1 protein-coding gene and 1 pseudogene are annotated in these 702 nt (G+C 59.1%); one reads left to right on the top strand and one right to left on the bottom strand.

The annotated features are described in order from the left end of the window. Window positions 1-322: pseudogene (locus B5G42_RS18330) on the top strand (hypothetical protein); the annotation flags it as partial. A gap of 56 nt (window positions 323-378) precedes the next feature. Here B5G42_RS18330 and B5G42_RS17645 read toward each other — a convergent pair. Next, window positions 379-702, bottom strand: a 324-nt coding sequence (locus B5G42_RS17645; RefSeq protein WP_087273180.1) for a type II toxin-antitoxin system RelE/ParE family toxin, incomplete at its 5' end; no start/stop codon positions are given.

The following is a 702-nucleotide window of genomic DNA, read 5'->3' as shown; positions in this document are numbered from 1 at the left end:
CTTTACCGTCCTGCTTTGTACCGGCTTACTCTGCTATAAGGCCATACTGAAGGGCTCCGCAGAGCACAGCGTAGAACTTGGGCAGGACGCCAAGGGGAACCTTGTCCGCATCGACCATGTGCTGGACAGGTTGTCCCAGCGCATCCAGGAGACACAGGACGCCATCGAACACACCCTTCAGCAGTGCGAGGCGGCCAAGGCAGAACTGGAGAAGCCGTTTCCACAGGAGGCCGAACTGGCGGAGAAGTCTGCCCGGCTCACGGAGCTGGACATCCTGCTCCACATCGGGGACCAGGAGAGTACAGACCGGCTGGCAGGATGAAGCAGGAACGCCCGCACGGGTCAACCGTGCGGGCGTTCCTGACCATGTATCAGAAATTACAGTCCCATGTTCTGCCGGTCCCTGCGGCCATGGAGAAAGCGCCGGATCTCCACCGTGTCCTCCAGCACCGCGTAATACAGGACATACCCTTTCACCGGCACCTTGCGGATTTCATCCCGCATGGGCCGGGTTGTCCGATACAGCTCGTGGGCGTATGGGTACTTGGAGATGCGCTCCACCGTATCGTCCAGTTCATCCAGTAAGTCCTGTGCGGCCTTTGGGGCGTCCAGCTTCCCGGCGATATAGTCCACGGCATCCAGAATGTCCGCTTCCGCCAAAGGGAGGTAGACGATTTTATACATCCTCGTCATCTCCATAGC

This window comes from Flavonifractor sp. An91, from assembly GCF_002159225.1.
Lineage (GTDB): Bacteria > Bacillota > Clostridia > Oscillospirales > Oscillospiraceae > Flavonifractor > Flavonifractor avicola.
This window is presented reverse-complemented; position numbering and strand designations above follow the sequence as displayed.